This window comes from Psychrobacter sp. UBA2514 (assembly GCF_002341255.1).
GTDB classification, from domain to species: Bacteria; Pseudomonadota; Gammaproteobacteria; order Pseudomonadales; family Moraxellaceae; genus Psychrobacter; species Psychrobacter pacificensis.
On the sequence record NZ_DDNS01000009.1, the window covers coordinates 7,528 to 28,385 of the forward strand.

A 20,858-nucleotide genomic window follows, 5' to 3' on the forward strand; every position below is an offset into this window, starting at 1 on the left:
TTGATATATAATGTATCTGTTTTATTTAGGATTGACTATAGTGTAAAAGCCCATTGATAAAAAGAGCGGCCCATCTATTGATAGATGGGCCGCTCTTTTTTGAAATAAATTATTCAACTGGATTAGTAATACTCCAGTTAAAGGCTCAACTCAGTTATGCGTGCGGCGTAATTGCAGGCATTAAATCATGGAAAGTGCGACCAGACGCAGTCTCGCCAATAGCGTGCATTTTCCATTCATTGTTATGCCGATAGACTTTTGCCATCACCATAGCAGTATGTCCACCTTGTGCCGATAAGTTGTAGCGAGCTACTTCGCTGTTGTTATTGGCATTAACGATACGGCAAAACGCGTTTTCGACGGTCTCAAATGTCTGACCCGTAAAGCTATTGACCGTAAACACTAGTGAAGTCACGTTGGCTGGGACTCTTGAGAGATCAACGTCGATGACTTCATCATCACCATCACCGTCGCCAGTACGGTTGTCGCCTGTATGCACGATACTGCCATCTTTTGATTTAAGCTGACTGAACCAGATAGCATCGACCGCTTGTTTGTTTGCGTCAAACATAATGCACGAAGCATCCAAATCGATAGAATCGCCGCCGCTACCACCGCCGAATAATTTACCTAAAAAGCCACCTTTTTTGTCTTGTGGATTTTGAGCGACATCCCAACCTAGACCTAATTTGACTTGAGTCAGCTCGCCGCCTGCTTCTTTGCTTAGGGAGATCTTCTGTCCCTTTTGTAGACTAACTGCCATGTGAGTATCCTTATAATAATTGTGAGTAAAACTGCTTAAACATAGTTCTAAAAAACGCTATAAGATATTATCTAAAAAACCACCGCCGCCGCCGCGTCCACCTGAGCTCGTTCCTAAGACACTTTGCAGCCAACCTTGATAGCTGTCACGATTGCGCGAGCAAATAATGACTTTACCGCTTCCTGAGAAGTTCAGAACCATACCCTCGCCACTGGTGACCGAGTTGATGATATTACTCATGATGCCTTTTTTCTTGCTGGTCGAGACGGACAGTTTATAATCGAGATTTGAATCCCAGCAAACCACATGACCATTATCAATAATGACATCTTTGTCTGGGGTGACCTCAATCTCAAACAATGAGCCAAAACCAGATACCACAACCTGACCTTTTCCTTGCGTCTGCATGACCATAAAGCCACCAGTATCACCGAATACCGCACCGCCCAGATTACGCTGAATATTGGCTCTGATATCAACGCCAGTTTGCGCCGCGACAAAAGCACCATCACTCAAGGTATATTGCTGTGATCCCACCTCGATGATTTGCATATCGCCATCTAGTGTGGGGGCAAGCAAACAGTCGCCTTCGCCATGGACTGCTTCAATCTGCTGTTGAAATAACGATTCATCATTGGCAAAGCGGCGCATAAGCGATTGCATCAGTCCACCTTGTAGCTTACCTTTTAGCTCAAGGTTAGACTCCATCATTACCATTGCATTGGCTTCACAATAAATTGAATCACCTTTTTTGAGATTACAATGCAAAAAAGGCTCAATAGTACCGATTAAACTGAATGTTGCGGCCATGGGGTGCAAATCCTTATTCTGATATCTTTGATAGGTGCTCTTAATGTGGGGGGGATAGACCTATGTGTTAGCGTTTTTATATTGATGAGCCTATTAAATTTAAAGCCATCAAATGCGTTAAAAGGGCACACTTGATGGCTCATAGGCGTTGCTATCAGAAAACTGATAGCAACGCTTGGCTCGCTAGATATTTACGTCAATTTAACGTTACACGTTTACGCCGTAAGACGCTGCTAATGGTCCAAGACCACCGCTGAAACCTTGACCGACGGCACGGAATTTCCAGTCACCGTTATGACGATATAGCTCACCAAAGATCATAGCCGTTTCAGTGCTGCCATCTTCTGATAGGTCGTAACGGGCGATTTCAGATTGACCATTATCATTTACAACACGGATATAAGCATCGCCAACTTGACCGAAGTTTTGGTTACGTGCTTGGCCTTCATAGATGATGGCACAAATGGCAACTTTGTTTACATCAGCTGGGATGCTCGCAAGATTTATTTTGATTTTTTCGTCATCGCCATCGCCTTCGCCAGTACGGTTATCACCAGTGTGCTCAACGGCGCCATTGTCTGACTTTAGGTTATTAAAAAAGATAAAATCTTGATCGTTACGGACTTTGCCTGCTTCGTTGATTAAGAAGGCAATAGCGTCCAAATCAAACTCTTGACCGTCAGTTGCGCGTGGACCCCAGCCTAAACCAACTGTGATGTTGGTTAAACCTGGTGCTTCTTTTGATAAGTTTACGTTGCCGCCTTTTGTTAAGCTAATAGCCATACAAATACCCTTTGGATTAATAATTAAGTGGATTGGGTCGAAAAAATAAATTAAAAGTTGTGCAGTGACTGATATGAAAGGGCAACTGGTAAAGAACCTAGCTGTATACCACGTTCTGCATATCATTACGTTTTACTATACTAAGCGTTTGCTCACTAAGCAAGGCGTATTTTGTGCGCTTACTATATGCTTACTAAGCGACATAATAACCCTGCATTTTTGATACTTTTTAATCATCTTAGCAATAGTGGTTAACGTATTGTTATGCAAAGGTAAATTATTTAATGACTGTTTCCTTTGGATTAAGCCATAGAATGAAGAGAAACCTACCCTAAGTTGCAAAGACATAACCAAAAAAAGCGGGTCGTACCGGATATGTTGGTACGACCCGCTATAAGCTTGACAACTCAATAAAATTTAAACGTAATATTGTACTGAATAATCCATTAATAAAAGTATTTAGATAAAGGTTTTATTCGGCAAAAACCGACCAGCCTGTTTCTTGTACAAACAGCTCTAATGCTTTCAACCCAAGCTTGGAGTTTCCGATATGATCCAGCCCTAGCGACCAGACAGCGATAGAGCCTTTGCCGGGAGCTATGGTCAAAATACCGCCACCAACCCCACTTTTACCAGGCAAACCGACGCGATAGGCAAACTCACCAGACCCATCGTAATGACCGCACATCATCATTAGCGAGTTAATCCTTCTTGCGCGGTGCTCGTTAATTACACGTACCCCTGAGTGCTTATCAACCCCGTTGGAGACCAAGTACAGACCAGCGCTGGCTAATTGCTGGCAATTCATCTCAATCGAGCATTGATGAAAATAAACCCCCAACACCTTATCTACATCGTGCTTGAGACGACCAAAGGATTTCATAAAGTACGCAAGCGAGGCGTTGCGGTCTTTGTGCGCCATCTCAGACGCTGCCACTTTGTGGTCAAAACGGATGGACTCATCGTCCGTAATAAAGTGCACAAACTGTAGGATCTCACCCAAGGTTTCTTTAGGTTCGTGACCCATCATGATCGCATCCACCACCGCAATGGCACCAGCATTGATGAATGGATTGCGCGGTCGACCAGTTTCATGTTCTAGCATGACGATTGAGTTGAAAGGATCACCTGAGGGTTCACGACCAACGTGTGTCCAAAGCCCATCGCCCAATTTGCCAAGTGCGATGGTTAGAGTAAATATCTTGGAGATACTTTGGATCGAAAACAGAGTGCTCGCATTGCCCGCTGTATACATCTTTCCGTCAGGTGTCGCTACTGCAATACCAAACTGGTTTGGATCTACATGGGCCAGTTGCGGGATATAGTCCGCTACTTTTCCACGATCGGTTTCAAGTGCCATCTGTGCGGCAATATCATCAAGAATCTGTTGCATAGTGCTTGAAGGGTCTCATTTTTGGTGAGCAATTAAAGGACGAAGATTCTAACCGAATAACGTATAGTAGTGATGAAAAAATTGTATGTGAAGCAAAATACGCATGTATTTTAGCGATAGGTAAGGATTCGCTGTGTGACTCATGCCTGCCATTATAACGCAAAAAAGCAGGCCATATCTGATGATACGACCTGCTCAAAGCTATACAGCATCATGCGAACAACAGGTGCTAATTAAGCCTTGCTGCTTCCGCTTTACGATGTTTCAGCGACGCCCATAATGCAAAACCAATAAAGGCAATACCGATAAGACCAGTAATAATTTCTGGTACATGGAACTTCACTGACAACAGCATAATGATGGCTAAGGCACCGATGGCGTAATGTGCGCCATGCTCAAGATAAATAAACTCATCAAGCGTGCCTTTGTCTACCAAGAAGATAGTCATCGAACGTACGAACATCGCACCAATGGCAAGACCAAGCATGATAACAATGACATCATTGGTAATGGCAAATGCGCCAATCACACCATCGAAACTGAATGAAGCATCGAGGATTTCTAAGTATAAGAAACCAATGATACCGCCTTTCATGATAGCGCTGGTTGCGGCTGCGCCACTTCCTTCGTTTTCTAAGTCTTCTTCGAGGTCACCTTCTAGCATACCAGAGACAACCTGTACACCAAGGTATACTAGAATGCCCCAAACGCCAGCAACGAGCACAGCACTTGACTGCTCTGCACTGGCCCATGATACCGCAATCATTAAGACGATAAGCGCAACAAATACGCTCATCGCATCGACTTTGCCTAGCTTGACCAAACGGCTCTCAAGCCAGTCAAACCAATGGACATCTTTGTCATCAAAAATAAAGTTCAAGAAAACCAATAGTAAGAAAATACCACCAAAGGCTGAGATTTCAGCATGGTGCGCCATCAATCTGGCTGAGTATTCTTGAGGATTGTTCAAGGCCAAATCGATCACTTGCATCATACCAAGGTCAGCGGTAACCGCAACGATGACAATAGGGAAGACCAAGCGCATACCGAATACCGCAATTAAAATACCCACGGTTAAAAATATCTTTTTCCAAAATTCGTCCCAGCCCTTAAGGACTGAAGCGTTGACCACCGCGTTATCAAAAGATAACGAAATCTCCATGACGGCCAAAATAGCGGTAATCGATAGCGTGGTTATCATCCCACCCATACCGCCATGTGAATATCCCCACCATGCCGCTATTGCTAAGGCAATGATTGTGAAGATAATATCTAAATAAAAATGTCTCATGACACATCCTATCTGGTTGCGTAAAGCTGGTCTATTATAGACACAAGCCGCAAAAAAGTGGTTATTGCTAACCACTTTTTATGCATAATTTTAAACGAAACGTAAAGCATTGCTAGTCATTGGGGCATTAAAAATTGTGACTATTTGCAACGATGGTCGCTTGATATCTTGGACGTGATAATCGGAATGGCTGATAGGCCAAATGCCAATAAAAATAAGGCTCTAGATATCAACGCCGTACTGATGACACATCGCCTGTAAGCCACCTGAATAACCTTGACCTACCGCGCGGAACTTCCATTCACCGTTATGGCGATATACTTCACCGAATACCATGGCTGTCTCAACAGAGTAATCTTCTGCTAGATCAAAACGTACCACTTCAGTACCGGTTTCTTCGTTAACAACGCGGATAAAGGCATTGGCTACCTGACCGAAGTTTTGGTTGCGAGTAGCAGCGTCATGGATAGTCACCGTCACGACTACTTTATCAACGTCAGCAGGTACTTGGGTTAAGTTTACTTTGATAACTTCATCATCACCATCGCCTTCGCCAGTACGGTTGTCACCCGTGTGCTCGACCGCGCCATTATCAGATTTCAGCTGATTATAGAAGATAAAATCATGGTCGCCGCGCACTTTACCTGCACCATTTAGCAAAAATACACTGGCATCCAGATCAAACTCAGCACCAGAGGTGGCGCGCTCATCCCAGCCTAGACCGATTAGTAGCTTGGTCAAATTTGGATCAGTTTTCGTTAGCGATAAGTTACCGCCTTTGTTAAGTGATAGAGCCATGGTGTTATCCTTGTTATTAGACGTTAGAGATTTAATGACATAAAAGGCGATGCTTACGCTATCACTGCGCAAATCCATCGCCTAGTAATGCTCTATCATAACAACAAAAAATGACCCAATCAAAGCCGATTGGGTCATGGTTATATTTCATATACATTGGCCAAAAAACTTAAGTTTCAGGCAGTTACGTTACTCATTATAGCTACCTTGTTCATGGCATTTGCCAGTATAGCAGCAGTGCTCACCCATAAATGCTTATCTATAGACTCTGACGATGACGAATCTCAAAGCTTTGATGAATAGGCTTTTTGATATTAAAATCAAAGCCGATCGTCTTTTGGGTAATATTGACGATATCGTAGCGCTGGGTCAGCTGCTCATCTAGCTCAAAGCGGGTAAAATTATTAGAAAAATACAACACGCCATCAGAGGTTAAGCGGTTCATGGCCCGATTGATCAGAGCTGCATGATCACGCTGCACATCAAAGGTTCCTTGGAACTTCTTCGAGTTTGAGAACGTCGGTGGATCAATAAAGATAATGTCGAACTGTTCGGTGTTGTCCTTGATCCACTCAAAAATATCGGCGGCAACGAATTGATATTTATTGCGGCTGACGTCTAGACCGTTCAAGGCAAAGTTTTGTTTGCCCCAATCTAGGTAGTTCTGTGACAAATCAACGCTCGTGACTTTTTTGGCACCAGCAAGCGCTGCATGCACACTGGCGGTACAAGTATAAGCAAACAGGTTAAGTACAGATTTACCGCGGCTGTTGTCTTTGATCCGTGCGCGCATATTACGGTGATCAATGAAAAGCCCCGTATCGAGATAGTCGGTAAAGTTGACATAAAAATACGCCCCATCTTCGCGGGCGACATGAAACTTGCCGCGTTTTTCTGTGGTGTTCTGTTTACTGTACTGATCGTTACCAGACTGACGGGCACGCGTTTTGATAAAGATTTGCTCACGATTAATATCAAACACTTCACGGATACCCATCAGCGCTAGATTAAAGCGTTTTTTGGCTGTTTGAGGTGGAATAGTCTTAGGCGGTGCATACTCTTGCACGTGGGCATAATCGCCGTATAAATCGATAGCAACCTTAAAGTCAGGCAAATCGGCGTCATAGACACGAATGTTACTGACATTGTCTTTTTTCGCCAGTTTCTTAAGCTTGGTCAGGTTTTTTTGTAGACGATTAATAAAGTCTTGTCCGTCTTCTACGTCGATCTCACGCTTCTCAAAACGGCTGACAAGATTGCCTGTCTGTCCAGCGATAAGCGTTCCGTAGCGGAAATAGACGGTGATCGCGCCATTATGACAGCGTAACGTTTTTGGTTCTTTAATCGGTAGGATATCTACTTGCTCGACACGAGCAGCCAATATGCCAAGCATTGGATCGATACCGCTGCCAGCAAAGCTGTCTTGTACAATCAGGCCAATGGCTTGATACAGTGGCTTAATCATTTCTTCATCACCCAAACGCTCACCATAAGGCGGGTTGGTAATGATTAAAGGATTACTCAATCGACCGTCATCCACGAGCGGTTTTAGGGCACTACCAAGTTGATCAAGCGCACGCTGTTCGATGTCTAGTAGCGGAAGCAAATCTTGAAGTCCTGCCGCGATGAGGTTTTTTTCGGTTGCGATAATCGCGCCATTATCAGCATCAAAACCCAACACAAGCGGCAGCGTATCTGGTTGCTCAATGGCAATCTCTAATGCTTCGCGAAAACGTGTCTGTGCATCCTCGATCATCTCCTGCCATAGCGTCTCGTCATGATGCTGCCACTCATAGAAGCCAAATTGATTGGCCGCTTTGTCGATACCTACAGCATAATCACAATGCATAAGTAGCGCTTCGATAAGGAAGGTACCAGAGCCACACATTGGGTCTATTAACGCATCATAGTAAGGCGCGTCGCCTGCATCGTTTTTCTTGTGCCAACCAGCGCTATAGAGTAGGGCGGCTGCCAAGTTTTCTTTTAATGGGGCTTCAGTCATAGCCACGCGATAACCACGGCGATGCAAACTGGTCCCTGATAAATCTAAATACAGCTCGGCCTGTTTGTCATTGACGGTCGCAAAGATAGAAAAATCTGGGTTTTTGCTATCGACATTCGGACGGCTGTCGTACACTTCGTTGAAGGTGTCCGCAATGGCGTCTTTGACACGTAGCATGGCAAACTGCTGGCTGACGGCAACGCGCTTATCGACAGACAGACGGATGGCAAAGGTTTGCTCTAAGCTAAACTGCTCAGTCCAGTTAACCGATTTTGCCAAACCATATAGCTGCTCTGCAACATCGTATTCTGCATTGATGTTTTTGCGTTTGATGAGCATCAATACCCGCGAAGCCACACGTGACCAAAGGCAGATGGTATACAAGTCGCGTAAATCACCCGTGACGGCAAGACGACCAGTACTCTTGATTTCGCTATCAATACCGAAAGTTGTCAGCTCAGTCTGCAGCGGTGCCTCAAGCCCATCGGCACAAGTAATGATAAGATCAAGCGACAATGTAGAAGAGGGTGCAGCTGCGGTTTGTTCGGTCATACGGATACCTGTGGGCTAAATTGACAAAAGAGGCAAATAATAAAATAGATGTTTTAACCAGTAATTTTACCATAATTCACGGTAGGATGGTTCAAAGTGGCTATGTTTAAGGTGCGATAGGTTTAAGGTACGATAGGTTTAAGGTGCGATAACTAAATACATGAAAATAAGTCAGCTACTCATCCTTTGCCAATGATCCCTTTCCTGATACAACTTGAGTGGTGGTTGCAAAAGGTTTAGTCGCGATAGGGTAGTCGACGTCTTTTGGCATGAGCAGGCGCATATGTGGATAAGGCGTCGAGATATTGGCCGCATCAAAGGCAATTTTTATCTCTTCTTGTAGCACTTCTTTGATTTTGGGTATACGTGCCACGGCTGCTGGCTTGACCCAAAAACGCACGATAAAAAATACGCCATACTCTCCGATTTCGGCCACGGTCGCTGAGGTCTCAGGACGATTGAGTACTGCATCGGTATTGCTGAGTACTTGCAAAATCTCTTTGCGTGCAATCTCAATATCATCTTCGAAGGCAATACGCACGCGAATATCGAAACGTATAAAGTTTTTGGAGGTTAAGTTAATCACTTCTGAGGAGGCGACATTAGAGTTTGGAATAATAACAGTAATATTGTCTCGAGTTAGGATATGGGTAGTGCGCAAGGCAATAAGCACCACGCGCCCCTCAGTATCATTGATATGAATCCAGTCACCGACTTGAAAGGACTGCTCCAGCAAAATAGTGATACCGGCGATAAAGTTGGCAAGCGTCGATTGAGCAGCGAAACCGACAGCTAAGCCGACAATACCCAAACCTGCAACGAGCGACACGATATCAAAACCAAATTGTGCCATCACGCTGGCAAGCCCAAGTACCAACAGGAGTACCGACAAGATATTTTTGAGCAGCTGCTCTATCGAGGCATTGAGTCCATAATGCTGTAGGACTTTATGAATAATCTGACCAGACGACGCCCACAGTACGTAGTAGATACCAGCCCACGTACTTGCTTTTGCTGTCGCCTTGATGGTTTCTGGTTCAAAATTTATCTGACTCATGATCGCTATCAGACTGGCGACAATCCAAACGTAACGTAGCGTTGAGCGGGCAATCTTGGTACGGCGATCGTTTAAACGAATCTTAGTTTTACTTTGTCTAAGAATATAATTGGCCAACCAATAAAAAAATCCCAATACCGCAAGCAGTATTAGGATCTTTATGCCAGTGCTAGCAAGCTCTACTGCTTGAGAAGACCAGTTGAGTGTCTCTTCGTCTATAGAGCCACCAAGCGCAAGGTAGAGGCTAGTATGCAGGTCACGAATGATTTCTTTAAAAAAGTCGGTAACACTAGCGATTGGCATTTTTTCGTCCATGCAGGGTGTGTTTATACAAGGTTTGATAAATGAGGTGTCCGGTCACACGTCACCTCAAGTTGTCTAGTCAATCAAATATAGCATGAGTGATGACTAAGCCTAACTCTATTTTTTAGAGCAAGGCCTAACTGTAAATTAAAAATTGTCTTCTTGCGCGTCTTGAGATTGATAGGGTATCTCCATTTTGTCCTGCACATCACGGAGTGCCGTACGCAGTCCTTCTAATATCGTAGGGTGATAAAAAGGCGTGTCAAGCATCTCTTTAATGCTCAAGTCATTGGTAATCGCTGTGGCTAATATATGACCGATATACTCGGCATCAGGGCCCACCATGCTCGCGCCTAATATTCTGTCGGTTTTTTTGCAGGCATAGATATGTAGCAGACCACAATTAACGCCCATCACACGGCTGCGCCCTTGGTTGTCAAAACTGACGCGACCAATCACAAATTCCAGCTCAGGGTCTTTTTGGATCTCGGGTAGAGACATTCCGACATTGACGATTTGCGGTGAACAAAATACGATAGAAAATGGGGTGGCGGGCGGGCGAATATAAGCATCTTCGGTATTTTCACAGACCATGTTGCCAGCACTATAGCCCTCATCACTCGCTACATGCAGTAGAGGAATGTGAGCATTGGCGTCTCCAACGATATAGATATCTGAATCACCAATTTGCCCTGTTTTTTTACTCAACTTTTTCGGGCGGTTTTTGTCATCAAGCTCAACGCCTAAGTGTTCGACACCCAACTGCTTGATGTTGTTGCGGCGACCAGTCGCGACCAAGACACAGTCGCCTTGCCATTGTCTTGACTCACCAGCACTGTCTTCATATTCAATAAACGCAGTTTGAGTGTCTTTATTTACGTTTTGACCCACATCAGTAATCTTGCTTCCCAAGTGCATGGTAAGCTCATGACTTAAGCACTCGATGGCTTTTTGGTTGATGTCATTATCCTTGAGACCAGCAACCTGTTTGACTCGGTTGAGTAGCGTAACCTCTACGCCCAAGCGCGTAAATGCTTGTGCAAGCTCTAGACCAATGGCTCCTGCGCCTACTACTGCCATAGATTTGGGTAAGTCTGTAAGCTCAAACACGCTATCAGAGGTGAGCATCGTGTCACCCAGTTTATCAGCCCAACCGTCAGGTATAAAAGGTGAGCTGCCAGTTGCCACAATGATTTGCTCTGCGGCAATGAGCTCATCATTGACCTCGATTAGTCCATGCTCATTGATATGAGCACGCCCATCGATTTTTTTGTGATCAGGCCAGCTATCTACTTGTTTTTTGATGTAGCTTGCAAAATGACTGCGCTCATCACGCACGCGCTGCATCACTTGCTTGCCATCTATTTTTACCGTGGCATGAACCCCAAAGTCGCCAGAATGGTTGGCATCGTGTGCACGGTCAGCGGCTGCAATCAGCAGTTTGCTAGGCATACAGCCGACAGTGACACAGGTAGTGGTCCAAAACCCTTCATTGATAATGACGACATCGTCTTTAATTTTGCTCGCTTGGCGAAAGGCATTTTGACCAGCCGTGCCTGCACCGATAACGGCAACAGAGACGTTGCGCGTGATTTTTTGCGGTGCCTTATCAGTAGTAGTACCAGACTGTTTATTCATATGATTCTCTAGTAAGAAGGGATTATAAGCGTATGTGTTGACCAGTGACTCAGAGCCTTATATTCGCGCGTTTTATCGTTTTTGCGGCAAAAATGTACTCTGTTATAACGATCAGGTTATGGTGCCAATATGCTGAGTAGACGACTGGTGTAATCTTTGGCACGTAAGTTACGCTGTGCGTGAGTCAGCTTGCCTTCTTTATCAAATACAAATGCTGATCTCACCAGTCCCAAAGTAATATTGCCGTACATGTTTTTCTCTTTAATGACTTCAAAATACTGGCATAGCTTTTCATCAGTGTCACTGACAAGTGGGATCTGTAAGTCGTATTTATCGATGAACTTCTCATGTGACTCAACGCTGTCACGAGAGACGCCAATAATGTCATAACCTAAGTCATCAAAATCATGAAGATGTGAGGTAAATTCCGTCGCTTGCGTGGTACAGCCTGGTGTATTGTCTTTAGGATAAAAATAGAGAATAAGACCTTTGTCGGTATTGGCAACCATCTCTTTGAGACTGATCTCATCATGGATAAAGTTTCCGGCAAGTTTGCGTACGATGGTCACTGGAAAGTCGGGTAGGTTGATCGTTTCTGTTGTTGGTTTTGCCATGGTAAAATCCTTATTGATTTTGGTTATGTATATTGGTTTTTTTGATGGTTTAGATAGGGTTTTATTTATCGTCTTCTTATTATAGGCAGATTGGTAGCAATAAATAATCAGTTTTACACTTTGCTCATCCATTGGTAACAAAAAAGACTGGCAATGGCCAGTCTTTTGTATATCAAACAAATAGTAATTAAGCAGGCTTTTGCGGCTGCTTCAAGTCTAAGCCGACTGTGCACTGCTGCAGGTTTTTTTGCATGGTCTTGACGTATGGCAAGCTTGAAGGATCTTTTTTGTCTTTTGCGTAGCTCTCAATCTCCCACATCTGACCAATCGTCATGTTGCTACGCACACCGATAGTGCACTTACATAACTTTGTCGCATCACTTTTACTAGCGACTTTATATTTAACTGCGCCATCGACGCATGAGTTGATATTACTTTGCTTAATATCAGTAGCATTCGCCTGCGGCATTGCGAACGTGGCAGCTAAGGCTAGGGGGAGTAATGGCAATAACTTCATAAATATCCTCTTACAGATAGTGTCAATTTTTGACTCTGGTATTCAATGTGATTTTATAATCAACAGACAGCTGGATCACTGATATGTGAGTGACTGAATCATTGGTGATATCTCATGTAACCTATATCACATGTAATCTATTCAATTGGCAAAAATGATTGTCCATACCATAGCAAGTATATTGATTAAAATACAATGTCGACGTGCTGTGTTAATGCAAGCGAATGTTTCGCTAATGTTGATTGATGCCGCTGTTTGATAAAAAGTCAGTATCTCTATCCAGCTTGGTAATGAGTAGGGTCAGTGACGCCAGCTTGAGCAAAGCCTTGGCGACGTAGCGCACAGCTGTCACAAACGCCGCAAGCAAGTCCGTTCACATCGGCACGGTAGCAAGAAATCGTTTGTCCATAATCAACGCCCAATGATAGACCAAGCTCAATAGTTTGAGCTTTGGACAGCTTTTGTAGTGGGGTTTGGATAGACAAGCGATGACCGGTAACGCCCGCTTTTGTCGCCAGATTGGCCATGTGCTCAAATGCTTCGATATACTCTGGACGGCAATCGGGATAGCCAGAGTAATCGACTGAGCTGACCCCAATGACGATATGATTGGCATCAGTCACTTCAGCGACGGCTAGCGCATAAGACAAAAAGATTGTATTACGTGCAGGCACATAAGTATTCGGAATGGCATCGTTATCGATCTCATCGCGCTTTTTATTAGGGAATTTGTCGGTATCGCCGTCTGGTACGATCATGCTGTGATCGGTGAGTGATGAGCCACCAAGCTGGGCGATATCAATATCAATGATTCTATGATTGACGCTTGCTGTCTCAGCAATGCGCTTTGCTGCGACAAGCTCACTATTATGACGTTGCCCATAGTCAAAGCTGACCGCTGTCACCGAGGCATAGTGCGCCTTTGCCCAATACAAACACGTCACCGAATCGAGACCACCTGATAAAAGCACCACGGCATTTTGGTTTTTGTGAGGAGTATCGTTGCTGTTGGACGCTTGATTCATTGAGGGGTTCTGCAAAGTAACGTTAGTCATAGTGTTATCTATTATTGGTTTACGAAAACGGCTATTTTAGCAAAAATACGGCTATTACAGAACCATGAAGCGATCAATCACGCGTCACTAAAGCGACAAAGCCATGCTAAGCAGTATTGCAATAAAAATAAAGTGCGTATTACTGTCATCTTTTCAATCTGTTAGCAATATTTGTTATAATTGCCGCTTTTAAAGCATCGATAACCCTACCTCATTGATCGTGCTTTATCGCAAACTACTTTATAGTAAAATCATCCTTATAAAGATATTGAGTAACTTATGACCCCAGCAACCTTATTTACGCCAAACATTCCTCCTAAGTTTGATGAGATGTCTGATGAATCAGACTTTAATCGTTATGTTTTAGAGGCTGATGCTGAAGAGGGTAGCAATGAAGATATCGTTGATGAACAATCTACTGACTCACAATCGCCTACTGAATCTGCGGCTTTTCGTAAGCTACAAAAGAAGCTTCGTCGCCAAGTCTCTTGGGCCATTCGTGATTTTAATATGATCGAAGACGGCGATGTGGTGATGGTCTGTGTCTCGGGCGGTAAAGACAGCTATACCTTGCTGGATATTTTGCTCCTACTAAAACGTATCGCCCCCATTCATTTCGATATCGTCGCAGTCAATCTTGACCAAAAGCAGCCCGGCTATCCGGAAGATATTCTGCCTGCTTATCTAAACGAGCAGGGCATTGCCCATTATATCTTGGAAAAAGATACGTATAGTATTGTCAAAAGTGTGGTGCCAGAAGGCAAGACCTATTGCTCAGCGTGTTCACGTCTGCGCCGTGGTTCGTTGTATGGTTTTGCTAAGCAGATTGGTGCGACCAAAATCGCCTTGGGTCATCATCGCGATGACATGCTGGCGACTTTCTTCTTGAATTTATTTCATGGCGGCGCGCTCAAATCCATGCCGCCTAAACTGCTGAGTGATGACAAGCAAAACCTGCTGATTCGTCCATTGGCGTATGTCGAAGAAAAAGACATCATCGAGTATGCCAAATTAAAAGAATTCCCGATTATTCCTTGTAATCTGTGTGGCAGCCAGACCAATCTACAACGTGCCATTATCAATGACATGCTACGCGAATGGGATGACGCTCATCCGCAGCGTTTGGCGTCTATCTTTAAGGCAATGCAAAACGTAGCGCCATCACAGTTAGCGGATCGTGAGTTGTTTGACTTTGAGACACTCAGTCTTGATCGTGATAACGACGAGCGTTTGTTTGAGGGGGATAATATTCAATCAGGGCAGACCGACAGTCTGGCTGAGATTGGTTTGCCGGTATCACCAAAGACGCAAACGTTCAATCCTAAGTTTGCTAGCGATAAGCCGTATGCAACAGAATCAGACAATGCTGTAACAAGTAGAACTACACCTCAGAAAATTCCAACAATTAACCCACTTATTTAGCATCTCATGAGCGAATACTGATCGAGTAACCCATAAAAAACCAGCCATTCATAAAGAAAAGGCTGGTTTTTTTAAATGTAGATATTAGGGCATAGCTTAATAATATTAACTTTTAGCAAAGACAGATAAAGGTTTAAAGCTAACCTCTGAGCGCGGAAGCTTGGCAACATCTTGCATACGCCAATCGTCCTTGCCATCGTTATTCACTTGCAGGTAATATTTGGCTTTTACCGAATCAAGATTTACTTGGGCGCTGTATTTATTGCCTTCAACATGCTTTAGCACGACGTCACGGTCTTTTTTGATATCGGTGGCATGCGAGATTGAAAGATTAAGCGTATCGGGATAAGTAAGTGGCTGGCCGTTCAATAGCTTGCCTGACTGCACACTTTGCTCAGGATAATTGAGATAAAACACAACATCGCCATTATCCGCAAATTGCATTTTGCCATGCAAGTCCAAATCATAAGCAAGCTTGTCACGTGAGACGTCATGATAGAGCGTCTTCCCATCCATATACCAGTCGTCACGTACCACGCTGTCGCGGATCTGGTAAGAGTAGTAGACAAACCAGATACAAGCGATCACGACCGCAGCTGGCATGCCAATCACAAAAATCATAACCATGTAATTCTTGTACCATGGCTGAGTATCTTGATGTTTAAAATTCGGTGCTGGATTAGACATAAAATACCTATTCATCAGATACTTATTTATCAAAGATCTGCTTATCAGATATCGACAAATGGTATCAACGGACAATTTGACGGCTACCTGCTGCCAATTTAATCATAAATCATTCACCCGATAGCCTTTGACTCTCAAAGTCGCTGACTACCGAATGATATAAAGGAAACTAAATAATCAGTTCAGTGATGAATTACTGACCTTGAGTCGTAAAGACGTTTTGCTTACTGACTTTGTACTTACCGTCTTCACTGGTCACATTTAACGTCACTGGCGTTTGACCAAATTCAATCACATCAGGGTCACCGTAAATACTGACAGGCATATCGAAGCTTTCGCCTGCTTCTAAGGGTACATCGTTGAAGCGCAGCTCTAAACTCAGACCCTCTTGCGGTGCGAGCGTTATTTTATAATTGTGAGGCTCTTGGGTTTTGTTGGTTAGCTTGACGATATAGCTGTTCTCAATCATGCCTTGGGTATTGATAGATGATAACTGGTTACGATCACGGCGGATATCAATCTCTAGCGGCACGCGGTCTGTCAACGCATAGATAACCCCGCCACATAGCACTGCCAATAGCGCCAAATAAGCAAATAATCGTGGACGAAATACACGGCTTGGTTCTTTTTCGACCAGCTGACGCTCGGTTGTATAACGAATCAGCCCGCGTGGATAGCCAACTTTGTCCATAATCTCATTACAAGCATCAATACAGGCGGCGCACTGGATACAGGCAACTTGCAAGCCATCACGAATATCGATACCAGTGGGGCAGACCTGCACACACATGGTACATTCGATACAGTCACCCAGCTCTTCAGGGTTTGTGCCTTTTTTACGCGCGCCGCGTGGCTCACCACGCTCATAGTCGTACGATACGATCAGCGTATCTTTATCAAACATCACACTTTGGAAGCGGCCATAAGGACAAATCTGTACACACATCTGCTCACGCATATAACCTGCATTGGCATAAGTGGCAAAGGTAAAGATAAACATCGATATCCATACCCATGTTGGCCAGTCAGGAAAAGGAATCAGCCCCACGGTCTGCCAGCTATGATAAAGCGAATCTGTACCTGCCACATAACTGACAAAGGTTGCTGCTGTAATCACAGAAAGTACAAACCAAATCGCATAGACTACCGTTCGCTTGAACACTTTACTCGCGCTCATAGGCGATTTATCAAACTTCATGCGCTTATTGCGATCACCAATGACCCATTTTTCAACGTACTGGTAGAGATGCGTCCAGATGGTTTGTGGACAAGCATAACCACACCAAACGCGGCCAGCATATACAGTCACCATAAACAAAGTAAACGCTGCAATAATGGCAAATGCGGCAATAAAATAAAAATCTTGAGTCAAAAAAGTCAAACCAAAAATATAGTAATGCTGTGAGGGAACATCAAACCATATTGCTTGTCTGCCATTATAACGCAGCCACGGCAAAATTAAAAAAGCGGCCAAAAGGGCATACATCGTGATGACACGAATATTTTGATAAAACCCTGTCACAAACCTTGGATGTACTCGATGCTTGGTGGCATCAAGATCGACCTGCTGTACGGGGATTTTATTAGATTGTTGTTGTGCTGACATAAACGTGCCTCTTTAAAAAAAGAATCAGTCTGCTGGCATGATGAACAAATACCTCTCGCCGTGAAGTATATGAATGTATGATGTTATCAATGTCAGTAAATAATGGATAGCGACTTAAATAAAAGTCCTCTAGTACACTTACTAAATAATTGATTATAAGTGGGTTATTAGATCGAGCTAAGACATCATCAGTCTGGCTCGTTAGCCATTTTGAAAACAGCTATTCTAACATTCTCCCTACTAACAATGGGGTAATAATCGTAAAAAGCAAGCACTATAGATCATAATAATGTCTACTGAGAAGTATCTGTGATAGCGACTATTAGGTAAATTCTGCAAAAATAAACGAAAAAAGGAGAACTGTACTGACAGTCCTCCCTTTATTAAATCTCATCCATGTACAGTACGGCAATAGTGTTTTAGTTAGCAGTAGCTTCTTTGGTCGCTACTGGCTGAGTCGCTGCAGTATTTGCCATCGCAGTTTCAGGTGCTTTGCCAGTTTTGTCCGATAGTGAGTAGACGTAAGCGGCAAGTAGCATGATACGCTCATTACCTAGCTTCGTTTCCCACTGAGGCATTACACCTGCGCGGCCATAACGTAGCGTTTCACGAATGGTCTCGCGATCACCACCATATAACCAGATATTATCCGTCAAATTCGGTGCGCCAGCTGAAATCATACCTTTACCATCTGGTCCATGACAAAGAACGCAGTTGGTCGGCTCATGAAAAATAACTTTACCTTGAGCAACTTTCGTTTGATCAAGATCATAGTCATTTTGGTTGCCTGATAGTGATAAGACATATTCAGCGACCGCACGTATGCCGTCTTCACCAAGCTGATCACGCCATGCTGCCATACCACCAACACGACCATTGTGTAGCGTGGTCAAGATGTTACCGGCTTTACCACCATACAACCAATCATTGTCAGTCAGATTAGGATAGCCTGGGGCACCCTTAGCATTCGAGCCATGACATACTGCACAGTTCTGTAAGAACAAACGGCTACCAACTTTTAAAGCATTTGGATTTTCAGACAGTTTTTCGACATAAGGTGCAAGTTCTGTGACCTTCTCATCGATTTGTGCCTGTAGATCCGCTGGTGGATTGTCACTGCGACGCATGGTCGCTTGTAGCTCGTTTAGCGTCGCTAGTGTCGCGGTTGCGCCTGCTGCATCTGCTTTAACCAAGATATTCTTTTCAAAGTTATCTGTAAATACTTTGTTGTTGCTCTCAAGCTCACTGAACAGCTCGTTTTTAGAAGTCCATGGTACATCTTCACCATCGACTTTTATGGTTGCAAGACCGTTCCAGTTTCCCGGAAGCATGGCTGGGAAAAACACCCAGTAAACCACGCCCCAGACGATTGAGCCAAAAAATATCACTAACCACCATTTAGGGAGTGGTTTATCGTATTCTCGGATACCATCGTATTCATGACCAGTGGTACCGTCTTCTTCAACCTCTGGCTTGTATTTTAATACAAACAGCAGAACGCCAAGAATGAACGCCCAACAACCAAAACTGATTAGCGTAATCCAAGAACTCCAAAAAAATGTCATCATTTATCCTTATTGCGCTGCTCTTCAGACAGAGATCTAATGTCCTCGTCATCAAGCGCAAGTTGTGCATCTTCTTCGAAGCGTTTTTTGTTTTTTGGCGAATACGCCCACCATGCAACGCCTACGAAGGCAATAAAGGCAGAAACGGTCGCAATTGTTTGTAATTCACCAATACCCATTAGCGCTGTCCTTCCATTGCGGTACCTAACTGCTGTAGATAGGCAACCAAAGCATCAAGCTCAGTGGCGCCAAGTACGGCATCTGGAGCACCTTCGATATCTTCTTCAGTATAAGGCACACCGAAGCGATCACGGAATAGACGCATTTTAGCTTGAATGTTCTCACCATCGACTTCGTTCTCGGCCAACCATGGGAAACCTGGCATGACTGACTCAGGCACTAGCGAACGTGGACTGATTAGATGCTGCTTTTGCCAATCTTCAGAATAACGGCCACCAACACGTGCTAAGTCTGGTCCAGTACGTTTCGATCCCCATAAAAACGGGTGATCCCACGTCGACTCAGCGGCACGTGAGTATGGTCCATAACGTTCAACTTCTGCACGTAGTGGGCGAACCATTTGCGTATGACAAACGTGACATCCTTCACGGATATAAATATCACGACCTTCAAATTCAAGCGCAGTCCAAGGCTCCATAGCGGGAAGGGGCTTGTTCAAACCGCCTTCCTCAGGACTGTCGTTGTTATAAATCAAAGGCACGATTTCAACTAGCGTTGCAAAACTGATAGCAATGACGATACCAATGACTAACAAGCCTGTATTTTTTTCAATAATTTCATGCGGTGTACCAGCCATGATCGCTCCTTATACGTTAGCTGTCGAAGGTTTTTCGACACTAGGTTCATGATCCGTTGGATCAGCGACATCTACAGGCTTACCTTCTGGCATTTTGAGTGTTTTATAGCAGTTATAAGCCATAACAAACATACCCGATACATATAAGAAGCCACCAAAAGCTCGGCCAATATATGGGAAATGCGAGAATTCAACAGTATCAACGAAGCTATATACCAAAGTACCGTCTGGGTTAGTAGCAAGCCACATCATGCCTTGGCCGATACCTGAGATCCACATAGACACGATATAGAAAATCGTTCCTGCAGTCGCCAGCCAAAAATGCGTGGTGATTAAGCTGATAGAGTACATTTTGGGTTTGTTATAGACACGTGGTAGCAGTACATATAGCGAACCAATCGTAATCATACCAACCCAGCCAAGTGCGCCTGAGTGTACGTGACCAACTGTCCAGTCAGTGTTATGCGATAAAGCATTTACTGTCTTGATTGACATCATTGGGCCTTCGAACGTCGACATCGCGTAGAACGACAACGCCACAATCATAAAGCGAATGATCGGATCGGTACGTAGCTTATCCCAACTACCTGATAGCGTGAGTACACCGTTAATCATACCACCCCAAGAGGGTGCAAATAGAATGATGGAGAATACCATTGCCAATGACTGCGTCCAATCAGGAAGCGCTGAATAATGCAAATGGTGACCACCAGCCCACATATATGAAGCAATCAATGCCCAAAAGTGAACGATAGACAAGCGATAAGAGTAGATAGGACGACCAATCTGTACTGGAACGAAGTAATACATCATGCCAAGGAAAGCTGCCGTTAAGTAAAAACCTACCGCGTTATGCCCGTACCACCACTGGACCATGGCATCAGTTGCACCGCCAAATAGCGAGTAAGATTTGAACGCACTAACAGGGATAGCCATGCTGTTTACGATGTGTAGTAGTGCAATCGTAATAATGAAGGCGGCAAAGAACCAGTTAGCCACATAAATATGTGAGGTTTTGCGTTTGATGAGTGTACCAAAAAATACAATGGCATAAGAGATCCATACCAAAGCAATTAAGATATCAATAGGCCACTCAAGCTCAGCGTACTCTTTACTTGACGTCAAACCTAGAGGAAGGGTAATAACAGCAGAAACAATTACTGCTTGCCACCCCCAAAAGGTAAA

At 44.0% G+C, this 20,858-nt stretch carries 19 protein-coding genes; 1 reads left to right on the forward strand and 18 read right to left on the reverse strand.

Annotated elements, in window-relative coordinates; translation table 11 throughout:
* Positions 1 to 154: 154 nt before the first annotated feature.
* The 12 genes from B3V51_RS02900 to queC form a co-directional block, all read right to left on the reverse strand.
* Positions 155 to 763, reverse strand: coding sequence for a TerD family protein (locus B3V51_RS02900; RefSeq protein WP_071001911.1), 609 nt, complete (start codon positions 761 to 763; stop codon positions 155 to 157).
* A gap of 57 nt (positions 764 to 820) precedes the next feature.
* The gene (locus tag B3V51_RS02905) at positions 821 to 1,573 is read right to left on the reverse strand and encodes a TIGR00266 family protein (RefSeq protein WP_093068073.1); all 753 of its coding nucleotides are present in this window, start codon (positions 1,571 to 1,573) and stop codon (positions 821 to 823) included.
* Between the two features lie 207 nt (positions 1,574 to 1,780).
* Positions 1,781 to 2,356: a TerD family protein gene (locus B3V51_RS02910; RefSeq protein ID WP_286707927.1), complete on the reverse strand. Its 576-nt coding sequence runs from the start codon at positions 2,354 to 2,356 to the stop codon at positions 1,781 to 1,783.
* 472 nt (positions 2,357 to 2,828) lie between these two features.
* Positions 2,829 to 3,749: a glutaminase gene (locus tag B3V51_RS02915; RefSeq protein WP_286707928.1), complete on the reverse strand. Its 921-nt coding sequence runs from the start codon at positions 3,747 to 3,749 to the stop codon at positions 2,829 to 2,831.
* A gap of 229 nt (positions 3,750 to 3,978) precedes the next feature.
* The gene (locus B3V51_RS02920; protein WP_286707929.1) at positions 3,979 to 5,040 is read right to left on the reverse strand and encodes a DUF475 domain-containing protein; all 1,062 of its coding nucleotides are present in this window, start codon (positions 5,038 to 5,040) and stop codon (positions 3,979 to 3,981) included.
* Between the two features lie 222 nt (positions 5,041 to 5,262).
* Positions 5,263 to 5,838 (reverse strand): TerD family protein, encoded by a 576-nt coding sequence (locus B3V51_RS02925; protein ID WP_058024753.1) that lies wholly within the window; start codon positions 5,836 to 5,838, stop codon positions 5,263 to 5,265.
* 259 nt (positions 5,839 to 6,097) lie between these two features.
* Positions 6,098 to 8,392 carry a bifunctional 23S rRNA (guanine(2069)-N(7))-methyltransferase RlmK/23S rRNA (guanine(2445)-N(2))-methyltransferase RlmL gene (gene rlmKL, locus B3V51_RS02930; protein WP_286707930.1) on the reverse strand — a complete coding sequence of 765 codons (2,295 nt, stop codon included), beginning with the start codon at positions 8,390 to 8,392 and terminating at the stop codon, positions 6,098 to 6,100.
* Positions 8,393 to 8,567: 175 nt separating this feature from the next.
* Positions 8,568 to 9,752 carry a mechanosensitive ion channel family protein gene (locus B3V51_RS02935; protein ID WP_286707931.1) on the reverse strand — a complete coding sequence of 395 codons (1,185 nt, stop codon included), beginning with the start codon at positions 9,750 to 9,752 and terminating at the stop codon, positions 8,568 to 8,570.
* A 147-nt stretch (positions 9,753 to 9,899) separates the two neighbouring features.
* On the reverse strand, positions 9,900 to 11,390 hold the full coding sequence (locus B3V51_RS02940; protein WP_093068090.1) for a dihydrolipoyl dehydrogenase: 1,491 nt from the start codon (positions 11,388 to 11,390) through the stop codon (positions 9,900 to 9,902).
* Between the two features lie 116 nt (positions 11,391 to 11,506).
* A complete protein-coding gene (locus B3V51_RS02945; protein ID WP_277077628.1) occupies positions 11,507 to 12,004 on the reverse strand; it encodes a peroxiredoxin in 498 nt (165 codons plus the stop codon).
* Between the two features lie 187 nt (positions 12,005 to 12,191).
* On the reverse strand, positions 12,192 to 12,521 hold the full coding sequence (locus B3V51_RS02950; protein ID WP_093068095.1) for a hypothetical protein: 330 nt from the start codon (positions 12,519 to 12,521) through the stop codon (positions 12,192 to 12,194).
* Between the two features lie 275 nt (positions 12,522 to 12,796).
* Positions 12,797 to 13,546 carry a 7-cyano-7-deazaguanine synthase QueC gene (gene queC / locus B3V51_RS02955; protein WP_201587727.1) on the reverse strand — a complete coding sequence of 250 codons (750 nt, stop codon included), beginning with the start codon at positions 13,544 to 13,546 and terminating at the stop codon, positions 12,797 to 12,799.
* A gap of 309 nt (positions 13,547 to 13,855) precedes the next feature.
* Between queC and ttcA the strand changes: the two genes are divergently transcribed.
* Positions 13,856 to 14,998 carry a tRNA 2-thiocytidine(32) synthetase TtcA gene (gene ttcA / locus B3V51_RS02960; RefSeq protein ID WP_093068104.1) on the forward strand — a complete coding sequence of 381 codons (1,143 nt, stop codon included), beginning with the start codon at positions 13,856 to 13,858 and terminating at the stop codon, positions 14,996 to 14,998.
* A 105-nt stretch (positions 14,999 to 15,103) separates the two neighbouring features.
* Here ttcA and B3V51_RS02965 read toward each other — a convergent pair whose 3' ends face one another.
* From B3V51_RS02965 to ccoN, 6 genes are all read right to left on the reverse strand, one after another.
* Entirely contained in the window at positions 15,104 to 15,685 is a 582-nt protein-coding gene (locus B3V51_RS02965) for a FixH family protein (protein ID WP_093068108.1), read from the reverse strand.
* Positions 15,686 to 15,878: 193 nt separating this feature from the next.
* Positions 15,879 to 17,291 (reverse strand): cytochrome c oxidase accessory protein CcoG, encoded by a 1,413-nt coding sequence (ccoG, locus tag B3V51_RS02970; protein ID WP_093068113.1) that lies wholly within the window; start codon positions 17,289 to 17,291, stop codon positions 15,879 to 15,881.
* 419 nt (positions 17,292 to 17,710) lie between these two features.
* Positions 17,711 to 18,856 (reverse strand): cytochrome-c oxidase, cbb3-type subunit III, encoded by a 1,146-nt coding sequence (gene ccoP, locus B3V51_RS02975; RefSeq protein WP_071001899.1) that lies wholly within the window; start codon positions 18,854 to 18,856, stop codon positions 17,711 to 17,713.
* A complete protein-coding gene (locus tag B3V51_RS02980) occupies positions 18,856 to 19,035 on the reverse strand; it encodes a CcoQ/FixQ family Cbb3-type cytochrome c oxidase assembly chaperone (RefSeq protein WP_058024764.1) in 180 nt (59 codons plus the stop codon). The genes ccoP and B3V51_RS02980 overlap by 1 nt, the downstream gene beginning before the upstream one ends.
* Positions 19,035 to 19,673: a cytochrome-c oxidase, cbb3-type subunit II gene (gene ccoO / locus B3V51_RS02985; protein WP_093068117.1), complete on the reverse strand. Its 639-nt coding sequence runs from the start codon at positions 19,671 to 19,673 to the stop codon at positions 19,035 to 19,037. Before ccoO ends, B3V51_RS02980 begins: the two co-directional genes overlap by 1 nt.
* Positions 19,674 to 19,682: 9 nt before the next feature.
* The coding region (gene ccoN, locus B3V51_RS02990) for a cytochrome-c oxidase, cbb3-type subunit I (protein ID WP_286707932.1) at positions 19,683 to 20,858 on the reverse strand (1,176 nt) is incomplete at its 5' end.